This is a genomic window from Micromonospora endophytica, from assembly GCF_003236305.1.
In the GTDB taxonomy this organism is placed as follows: Bacteria; Actinomycetota; Actinomycetes; order Mycobacteriales; family Micromonosporaceae; genus Micromonospora; species Micromonospora endophytica.
On sequence record NZ_POTX01000523.1, the window covers coordinates 1 to 479 of the forward strand.

General features: G+C 71.0%; 1 protein-coding gene. It reads right to left on the reverse strand.

Going from position 1 to position 479, the window contains the following annotated elements; genetic code table 11:
• Positions 1-479: glutamate mutase L (locus C1I93_RS30895; protein ID WP_181445402.1), on the reverse strand; the 479-nt coding region annotated here is incomplete at both ends.

Sequence of the window (479 nt, forward strand, 5' to 3'; positions counted from 1 at the left end):
CGCCACAACTGCCCGGCCACCTCCCGACCCGGCCCACCGGCCCGCTCATCCGGAGTCAACACCGAATACACATCAGTGGTGGCCCCACCCACATCCACCACCATCAGGTCACCGCCGACCACCTCGGCGAGCACCTCCACCCCCGTCAACACCGCATCCGGCGTCGCCGTACGCACCAACCGCGCGAACCGGCCACCCCGCGACAACCCCTTACCGCCGATGACATGCCGCAGGAACACCCGCCGAATCGCCGCCCGCGCCGAATCCGGCGCCAACACCCCGATCCGCGGCAACACGTTGTCCGCCACCGTCACCGGCACCCCCGCACCCACCAGCAACGCCGACAACTCGTCCCGCACATCGACGTTGCCGGCCAGCACCACCGGCACCCGCCACCGCGCCCGCGCCAGCCGCGTCGCATTGTGGGTGAGCGTGTCGGCGTCCCCACCGTCGGTGCCACCCACCAGCAACACCACATC